This is a genomic window from Candidatus Abyssobacteria bacterium SURF_5 (assembly GCA_003598085.1).
Classification (GTDB): Bacteria; Abyssobacteria; SURF-5; order SURF-5; family SURF-5; genus SURF-5.
In genome coordinates, this window is sequence record QZKU01000098.1 from 46,675 (window position 1) to 55,043 (window position 8,369).

Here is an 8,369-nt window from a genome sequence, read left to right on the forward strand (position 1 = left end):
TTTTGCGAAAGACAGTGCCCTCAAAGAGCCACCGGATGAGGAATAAGGAGGACATCATGCAGCAGTCGCCCTACAAAAGACTTGCGGAACGCATCGACATGAATCTGAACGGCGCCCCGAAAAAAGACGGCGACTTTTCGCCCGCTTTCCTGAAATACCTCGAGCTGCTCTTCACTCCAGAGGAAGCGGTTGTGGCGTCGCGTCTGTCGGTCGATCCGCACATGAAGTCGGCGGACGAAGTGGCGCTCGAACTCGGGCGGACGGGCGAGGAGGTCGAGCATATATTGAGCGGATTGGTCGAGAAGGGCGTAGTGCTTGGCTTCGGCGGACAATACATGTTGCCGGTCGTCCCCCTCGTCGTGAATGTGCATCAGTTCCGCGAAACGGTAACCAAGGACACCCTCGAAGCGGGCAAACTATACCAGGACTTCTTCATCAAGGACGGTTTTTATAAATTCTACGAGTCGTCGGCGGCGGGAACTCCACTTCGCCGCGCCATTCCCGTCGAACAATCGATCGATACCGGACAGGAGGTGCTTTCGCACGAGGATCTGGCGATGTTTCTCGATCATGCGAATATGGACGCGATCGCGCTGGTTCCCTGTCCGTGCCGGACGCGGACCGAGCGACTCGGCATCCGCGAATGCAAAGAAAATAATCCGGTCGGCCACTGCTTTTTCATCGGAATGCCTGCGATGCTGTTTGTCGGTCGCGGCGAAGGCAAGCTGATCACACGTGAGGAAGCGAAGAAGTATGCGGCCGATATGCGGGAAAAGGGCCTGGTGGTAATGACCGACAACGCCGCCAGCATGGAGAACGGAGTCATCTGCTTCTGCTGCGGATGCTGCTGCTCGATCACCCGCGGCCTCACGCGCTGGGACAATCCGCATGCATTTGCCCGCTCGAATTTTGTGGCGCGCGTTCATGAGGAATGCGCCGCCTGCGGCACGTGCGTCGACCGCTGCTTCTTCAAAGCGATCTCTGTGCCGGACGGCGCCGACGCGGCCGAAGTCGATCCGAGCCGCTGCATGGGCTGCGGCGTCTGCACGGTCACGTGTCCGACGGGCGCGCTGCGGCTCGAGCGGCTCGAGCGCGAGCCGATATTCGTATCCACGGCCCAGCTCTACTCCAGAGTCGCCGCCGAGAATGAGGCCGCCGGCCAGAAGCGGCCCATGGAGTAACCATGATCCTCCATGCAAAATTTCTAGACCGGTAGGTGCGAATTCATTCGCACAGTCTTCAGGAAGCTGCCGCGCATCGCGCGATAAGTTCGTTCTCTTGTCCCAAAGATGAAGGAGAGGCTATGGATACTCAATGGAAATCGACGGCGTGCTGCATGTGCGGCAACAATTGCGGGATCGAAGTGCAGGTTGAAAACGATAAAATTGTGAAGGTAAGAGCCGACAAGGAAAACCCCTTCAGCAGGGGATACGTCTGCAACAAGTCCCTCTACAATCCTTATTACCAGCACAATGACCAGCGTGTTTTATCGCCGCTGAGGCGGCGCGCCGACGGCTCATTCGAGGCAATCGATTGGGAGACGGCCACCGCCGAGATTGCAGAAAAACTCAAGAAAATCATCGCCGAGACCGGCGGCAAGTCAATCGCCTTCATGGGAGGCGGCGGGCAGGCCAATCATCTGGATGTGCCGTTCGCGATGTTTCTCATGCGTGCGCTCGGCACCAAATATCTCTATAACGCGCTCGCGCAGGAATACACGCAGAAGTACTGGATCAACGGCCACATGTTCGGCAGCGAGAACCTCGACTTCCATTTCGACGAGCACCGCTGCGATGTGCTGCTTCTGATTGGAAGCAATCCCTGGATGAGTCACGGAACACAGCGGGCAAGAAAAGTTGTAACCGAAATAGCAAACGACCCGGCGCGAAAGCTGATCGTCGTCGATCCGCGCCGGCACGAGACCGCGCAGAGGGCGGACAAATTTCTCATGATCAAGCCGGGCACCGATGTCTATTTCCTGCTCGCTCTGATCAACGTCATCGTGAAGGAAGACCTGATCGACGCCGATTTTATCCGCAAGCATACGACCGGATGGGAAAAGATAAAGTGGATCGCCAACCTGGTGACTCCCGAACAGGCCGCCCGTTTATGCGATCTAAAGGCCGAGGATATCTCTGAAGTCGCCCGCACATTCGCAAAGGCAAAGCGCGCGGCGACGTGTATCGACCTCGGCATCTATCATCAGATATACATGATGGAGAACGTGTATCTGGAAAGGGTCCTGCTTGCCATAACCGGCAACGTCGGCGTCCCCGGCGGCTGCGCGTTTCCCGAAGGTTTCATGAGTCTTGATTTGCCGGAAGGCGACGGCGAGGAGAAATGGAAGACGCGCGTCGCCGGTATTCCTGCTATCCGCGGCCTGTTCCCGCCGAACGCTCTCCCCGAGGAGATACTCACACCTGGAGACGGCCGCATTCGAGCCGTCATCGTCGAAGGCAGCAATCCGCTGCGCTCGTATGCGGACTCAAAAAAATTCGAGCAGGCGTTCAAGGCGCTCGATCTGCTGGTTGTAATCGATCCGGTCATGAGCGAGGCCGCAATGCTCGCACACTACGTGCTGCCCGCGAAATGCGGATTCGAGAAGTATGAGGCCTCTTTCTTCGCGAAAGGGTATCCGCAGATCTATTACCACCTTCGCCGGCCGGTATGCAACGGGCCCGAACTCGCCCGGCAGGAGTGCGAGATCCATCTGATGATCCTCGAGAAAATGGGAGTCGATGTCTCCGGCCTGCTTCCGTTCGCAATGATGAAGCAGTGGAAGAACGAGAGCGATCTGCCGCCGGTATTGTCGGTCGTCAAAGCATTCGCAATGATGTTCGCAATGAAGCATCGCGACGCGCTGGTTCAAAACAAAGTGATTACCAGCCAGGGCGACGATACCGAGGAGCTGTTCAAGGCGATCCTCGAGCATCCGGAAGGCTTATATTTGTGCGATACGAAAGACGAAAACAATCTTGATAACTTGAAGACATCGGACGGCAAAATCCATCTGGATATCCCGATGGTGCCGGACCTGCTGAAATCGCTGAAACTGCCCGAACGTATCGAACCAAGTGAAAACAAGGAATTCCCGTTCATTCTCCAGACCGGCGAACGCACGAACTACACGGCCAACAGCCTGATGCGCGTTCACGAATGGCGAGCCTCGAGCCTGCCGTCGAACTACCTGAGAATGAGCTCGGAGGACGCCGGCCGCCTGAAAATCTCCGACGGCGAGACCGTGAAGGTTGTCACCGACACGTCCCAGGTTTCGATCCCCGTTCTGGTCTCGGACGATATCTTCCCGGGCAATTTGTCCATTCCGCACGGTTTCGGAATGCTACAGAAAAACAAACAAACCGGCAAGCTTGAACAGGCGGGAGTGAACGTGAACGAGCTTATCTCCGCCGCGCACCGCGAGCCTTTGACTGGGACGCCTTTACACAAGTACATTCGCTGCAGGATCGAGAAATGAGAACGACACTCTTGAAGTTTCCAGGTAAGGAGAAGGGATATGAGCAAGCATGAAGTGTACGATCAACTGGCCGAACATCTCAATTCTATGCCTATTGGCGCACCGAAGACGCCGGAACTGATTGAAATTTTGAAAATCCTTTACACAAAGGAGGAAGCGGATCTGGCTGTCAAGCTGCCTTTCCTGCCGATGACTGTTGATGCGCTTGTCGATCGCACCGGCATGGCCGAAAAAATGCTGAAACCTATGCTCGATAGGATGGCGAAAAAGGGGATCGTGTTCGAGCAACTTGGCGGAGATGAGCCGATGTACCGGCTTCTTCCCACCGTTGTCGGCTTCAGCGAGACGCCCTTCTGGCCGGGCAAGCGAACTCCCGAAACGGAAAAACTCGCCGTTCTGTGGCGGAAATACGCGCGCGATGCATTCTTCCATGAAATCGGCGGTCTTTCCGAAACCCCGCTCGTCCGCGTCATTCCGGTTCAGGAATCCCTCTCCGAAACCCGCAAGGTATCTCCCTATGAGAAACTGGTCGAGAAAGTGAAAGAGACTTCCTATCAGGCAGTCGCCCATTGTCCGTGCCGGCTCATGAGGGAATATTCCGGCGACGGAAAATGCGAACATTCCACCGAAAACTGCTTGCACTTCGGCAGTCTGGCGCGTTATATGGTCGCCAACGGGATGGCGCGTGAACTTACTGTCGATGAGACATTGGCAATCCTCAAGAAGTCAAACGAGGAAGGCTTGGTGCACGTTACCGGAAATCATCAGGCGGAAATCGATACGATCTGCAACTGCTGCGCCGACGCCTGCATTTTCCTGACCGGACTCCTGGCCATGGGCGAGAAGAACATGTTTGCCCGCTCCAATTTCGTCTCGCAGATAAATCAGGAAACCTGCGTCGAGTGCGGCACGTGCGAAGAAAGATGCCCGGTGAAAGCCATTTCGCTCAGTGATGGCCCGGCCCGGGTAGACGAAGATAAATGCATTGGATGCGGTGTGTGCTTTCCGACGTGCCCCTCTGAATCTATTTCGCTTGCGCCGCGCCCTGAGACCGAACAGTTGCCCGTCCTGCCACCCGGCGAGATGGTCATGAAGGTAATGGCAGAGAAAGGACGTGCGTTCAAGTTCTGATATCCGGTGGGGACTGACTCCATTTACGGAATTCATGTCTTTTTGAATTCGTAGAATGGTGTCTGTCCCCGAAGCTGCGCTCCGCTAGGCTGTCCCCAGAGCCTAAAGGGGAACAACCAGCCGGAAGAAATAGAGGCGAAGATTTATCGAGTCGTCAATCCAAAGCTTCCCTTCTCTGCTGAGCGAAGCGAAATCACGCGCCTCGAGGATCCCGCACTCGGATCGAGGTTCGAAAATCAGGAAGGCAAACCACCAAGGCACAAAGACACCGGGAAGATCATGGATCCACACCTCTTTGTGTCTTGGTGGTTTGCCTTTCTTTCCTTCGCGCCTGTTTTCCACCTCCGAAGACTGTGCGAATGAATTCGCACCTACCGGTTAAACGTTTCACCCCGCAGGCTGGTAGGGCCGAATTCATTCGGCCTTATCCCTCTCCCTGAGGGAGAGGGTTTGGGGAGGGTCCATCTTCGTGTCCTGACGCCTTGATGGTTATCTCTGTCCTTCAAGATCTTGGCGCTTGTCTCGCGCCGTGCGCCTCCCCGTAATGCCGCCTGAGCAGATCCTCGCCCCAGTCATCCTGAATATCTCGCCAGACAGAATGAATATGATTCGCGTTGTTCTGCGTGTTGTCGTACTCGACCAGAAAACTCGGCCCGTGGATTCTGTAGTAATGCGGGCCGCCCGGCTCCGTCTTGCCCGCCCACGCGAAATAGAGATAGCGCTTGCCTTCCCTTTCGAGCCGCTCCATCCGCAGCCCGGCCACGTCGCGCGGAACCCGGTGGATGTATTCCGACACAAGATTCATTAGATGTGCTTGCTGCGCTTCGGTCATGTCGCCGTATGAGAGCCCGGTCGGATCGTCCAGCCGCACGCGCGGGCTGTCGCCGGTCAGGATATCCGCCGGCGCGCGCATATCGATCACGGCCCGTTTCAGTTGATTCGTATCGAGCGCCCCGAGCAGTCTCCGCGCGAGGTCCTCTTCAGCCGCCAGGATGCGGAGACCCTCGAGCCGGCCATGCGGCACGCGCGCCGGATGGGCGCCGAAGAAATTGGGAGTCGGCGCGATTCGCTTGCCCTCGACCACCAGGAAATTGACTGAAAGATGATGTCCCTCGACGCGCCAGCCCCAGGGCGCATCGTCCGAAGGCGAGCCAAACACAGCTATATAAAACAGGTCGGGGTCCCGATCATAATCGCTATCGCCCTCGATCTCGCGCAGGACCGCCTCGAGGCTCATGATCGAGAGCGCCTTCGCATTTCCCTGTGCGCTCAGGCCTGAGGCCAGGAGCGCGAACGCCAGCTTCTGCTGGAAGCTGTCGAGTTGTCTCAGGCTGATGCCATGCCGTTTGCCGGGCAGGTAGGTCCAGTTCCGGCGATCTTCAAAATCCACGGCGAACTGAGTTTTCTTCTTTTGTGCATCACTGAGCGACGCAAGAAACACGCTTGCGGCCTCAGCCATCCTTAGAGCCGTCTGAGAAGCCAGCTCTATTTGCTTACCAACGGCCGCCGCCGGCGATAATATATGCATGTCTTCCCTCCTTATGTGCAGAAGACCTTTATAATTATTATTTCCCTTCCGCGGCCGAAATGCGCGTCCCGCTTCGTAGCGCAGGCCTCCTGCCCGCCGTTTTATGGTCGTAGGGGCAGCCCGGAGCGCAAACATCCTGCCCGCCGTTTTTTTCGGTCGTAGGGGCGGCCCCATGGAGCCGCCCAATTCCCACTCCGGGGTTCTCCCGCTCCTGCAATTCCTTTTTTGTTGAATACTTAGAAATAAAAATACCGGCTTCGGAGAAAATCGACGAAGCCGGTGCGCCTCTGGCCGCCAGTCATCCCGCTGCTTCTCACTTCGGGTCAGGGCTCTGTTCCCTAATTTTCCCATCGGAACTGAGGACAAAACAAATTCGCTTATTAATTCCACCTGTTTGAGGGTTTTCCCGAAGGGACATCGGCGAGAAACTTTTTCGTGTTCAGACGGCGAGGCGTTTTCTGCCGAAGTACACGCCGGCGAGCGGCGGGATGAAAAAGAGCAAGGCGGCAAGAGGAGTTATTCCGAAACGCCAGATGAAGAGCGCCACCAGCAGAGCGTATGCCGCTCCAAGAAGAAAGGGCCTGTCAATCAGGAAGCCGAGCCAGCAGCCAGCCAGGAAAAGGCCAGGCGCCATTAGCAATAAGAAAACCGGCGTCATGAATTGAGGATTGTCAACGCCGAAGGCGTAGGCGACGATGACGAGCAGCAGCATTGCCGGCGCAAAAGACAGGATTCCGATAAGAGCAAAGCCCTGGATACCGATAACCACCCTTTTCACCGGCAGAACTTTCTCGATCTGGAGAAGACGCCAAAGAAGAAAACCGCCGGCCAATATGGCAGCCAATTTTAGCAAATCAAGCTGATGGGAGGAATCAGCGGGGAAAACAGGCTTCGGGACGACAAAGAAGAACCAGAAAAACCAGAAAATGATTTTGTCCCGGCTGGGGGTTTCCTGAAAGAAACTTTTCAGCATGGGAAATTCCTTCTGAGCAAAAATTTTTCTATATCTTATCACGCGGTTTCTTCCCCGTCAACCGCAAGGTTTCCCCAGCGCCAACTGCCATTCAAGAAGAGTATTCTCGTGTTCATTCATTCGCGAAGGGCAAGAAGCCATGGGATCGGGAGAAGAGGCACGGTTCCGCGTCATTTGGCGCATTTCAGGATAAAGCCCCAGGCGTTCAGCCAGAAGAAGGGGGCGGGAAGCGCAAGAGCTGGAGTTGAGAACATCCCAAGCTTTCGAGGATTGAGGTGAGCGCGGAAGGGGAGCAGCATTTGGGATTTCCGAAGGGCTTGAAGAGTAAATTGTTTATTGGGTTTTTGCCGTGATGTTGGGTTTGGATGCTGTTCTTTCTTCCGCGCGTGCGGACCGATCATCGCGGGCAGGATTAACTTGATGACGCGGGGGCAGCAGCTTCCATCCATGACGTTCGAATATTCTGGAAAGTTCTTTGCCGGAAATCGCCTTCATACCGCAATTTCTATTATTCGATCTTTCCCCGTGGTTTTCGGCTCTTCCAGGTCAACAGATAGACATCCCTCCACTGCCTCATACAGATTCTTCAGAAGCTCTTCGAAGGTATCGCCCTGAGTTGCGCAGCCGGGTATGGACGGCACTTCAGCCCAGTACCCGCCTTCTTCAGCTTCATGAACGACAATTTTTATTTTCATGATCCTTCCTTTTATTTGCCCAAGGTCGCCGCGTAAATCAAGCTTAACGTAAAGTTTTGTTTTCTGTCAATATATGGGCGTATTACGTGCAGGGAAGAGGTTCTTCATCCGCCGATCCTTCAACGCTCTGGACGAGTTTCGCGGATGAGAAAGACAGACCCCAGACCACCGCAGTCTGTAGAGAAAGTTTCTTTCTATCCGCATACGCCGTCCTGGACTCGATCCGGGATTTCGCTGATTTTCTCAGATTGAATGACCACGCATTCACGCGGATTTGGCTTGGCCCTTGATTTTCTTTCGGCTTTTTCCTTTTTACCTTTTCCTTTTTCCTTTCCGTTAAGGAAGAACCTAGTTGCTCCGGCGCCGGATTTATCGGCGTGAGTTGAGCCAAGGAGTTGGTGTTCGCGCTTGGGCGAGCGGCGGCGAGTCGCCGCTGACGGAGTAACTAATCTGTCAGCTTTTCTCATACTCGTCGCTGTTCCTGTCGCCGGTTGCGCAAGCGGTAGTCTCGTGCCGGACTCTGAATGCCATGGCGTTTACTCTTTTGGCAAACTACGGGAAGTCTTC

The 8,369-nt window shown here is 55.4% G+C and carries 9 protein-coding genes; 3 read left to right on the forward strand and 6 right to left on the reverse strand.

The window, feature by feature from the left end; translation table 11 throughout:
- Positions 1-35: 35 nt before the first annotated feature.
- The 3 genes from C4520_14025 to C4520_14035 all read left to right on the forward strand — a co-directional run bounded on the left by C4520_14025 (position 36) and on the right by C4520_14035 (position 4,606).
- Positions 36-1,181, forward strand: coding sequence for a 4Fe-4S dicluster domain-containing protein (locus C4520_14025; protein ID RJP18708.1), 1,146 nt, complete (start codon positions 36-38; stop codon positions 1,179-1,181).
- Positions 1,182-1,303: 122 nt separating this feature from the next.
- Entirely contained in the window at positions 1,304-3,475 is a 2,172-nt protein-coding gene (locus tag C4520_14030) for a hypothetical protein (GenBank protein ID RJP18709.1), read from the forward strand.
- 39 nt (positions 3,476-3,514) lie between these two features.
- The gene (locus C4520_14035; protein RJP18710.1) at positions 3,515-4,606 is read left to right on the forward strand and encodes a (4Fe-4S)-binding protein; all 1,092 of its coding nucleotides are present in this window, start codon (positions 3,515-3,517) and stop codon (positions 4,604-4,606) included.
- Between the two features lie 102 nt (positions 4,607-4,708).
- Here the strand turns inward: C4520_14035 and C4520_14040 are convergent, their stop codons facing one another.
- From C4520_14040 to C4520_14065, 6 genes are all read right to left on the reverse strand, one after another.
- On the reverse strand, positions 4,709-4,897 hold the full coding sequence (locus tag C4520_14040) for a hypothetical protein (protein ID RJP18711.1): 189 nt from the start codon (positions 4,895-4,897) through the stop codon (positions 4,709-4,711).
- Between the two features lie 211 nt (positions 4,898-5,108).
- Positions 5,109-6,485, reverse strand: coding sequence for a DUF3500 domain-containing protein (locus C4520_14045; protein RJP18712.1), 1,377 nt, complete (start codon positions 6,483-6,485; stop codon positions 5,109-5,111).
- A gap of 88 nt (positions 6,486-6,573) precedes the next feature.
- Entirely contained in the window at positions 6,574-7,107 is a 534-nt protein-coding gene (locus C4520_14050; GenBank protein ID RJP18713.1) for a hypothetical protein, read from the reverse strand.
- A gap of 170 nt (positions 7,108-7,277) precedes the next feature.
- Positions 7,278-7,556 (reverse strand): hypothetical protein, encoded by a 279-nt coding sequence (locus tag C4520_14055; protein RJP18714.1) that lies wholly within the window; start codon positions 7,554-7,556, stop codon positions 7,278-7,280.
- 42 nt (positions 7,557-7,598) lie between these two features.
- Positions 7,599-7,802 carry a type II toxin-antitoxin system HicB family antitoxin gene (locus tag C4520_14060; protein ID RJP18715.1) on the reverse strand — a complete coding sequence of 68 codons (204 nt, stop codon included), beginning with the start codon at positions 7,800-7,802 and terminating at the stop codon, positions 7,599-7,601.
- Positions 7,803-7,996: 194 nt separating this feature from the next.
- On the reverse strand, positions 7,997-8,269 hold the full coding sequence (locus tag C4520_14065) for a hypothetical protein (protein RJP18716.1): 273 nt from the start codon (positions 8,267-8,269) through the stop codon (positions 7,997-7,999).
- Between the last annotated feature and the right edge of the window lie 100 nt (positions 8,270-8,369).

Bases quoted from the DNA above. Each gene is read 5' to 3' on its own strand.
- C4520_14035 (RJP18710.1), top strand. From the start codon at position 3,515: ATGAGCAAGCATGAAGTGTACGATCAACTGGCCGAACATCTCAATTCT.
- C4520_14025 (RJP18708.1), top strand. From the start codon at position 36: ATGAGGAATAAGGAGGACATCATGCAGCAGTCGCCCTACAAAAGACTT.
- C4520_14060 (RJP18715.1), bottom strand. From the start codon at position 7,802: ATGAAAATAAAAATTGTCGTTCATGAAGCTGAAGAAGGCGGGTACTGG.
- C4520_14030 (RJP18709.1), top strand. From the start codon at position 1,304: ATGGATACTCAATGGAAATCGACGGCGTGCTGCATGTGCGGCAACAAT.
- C4520_14065 (RJP18716.1), bottom strand. From the start codon at position 8,269: ATGAGAAAAGCTGACAGATTAGTTACTCCGTCAGCGGCGACTCGCCGC.
- C4520_14050 (RJP18713.1), bottom strand. From the start codon at position 7,107: ATGCTGAAAAGTTTCTTTCAGGAAACCCCCAGCCGGGACAAAATCATT.
- C4520_14045 (RJP18712.1), bottom strand. From the start codon at position 6,485: ATGGGAAAATTAGGGAACAGAGCCCTGACCCGAAGTGAGAAGCAGCGG.
- C4520_14055 (RJP18714.1), bottom strand. From the start codon at position 7,556: ATGGATGGAAGCTGCTGCCCCCGCGTCATCAAGTTAATCCTGCCCGCG.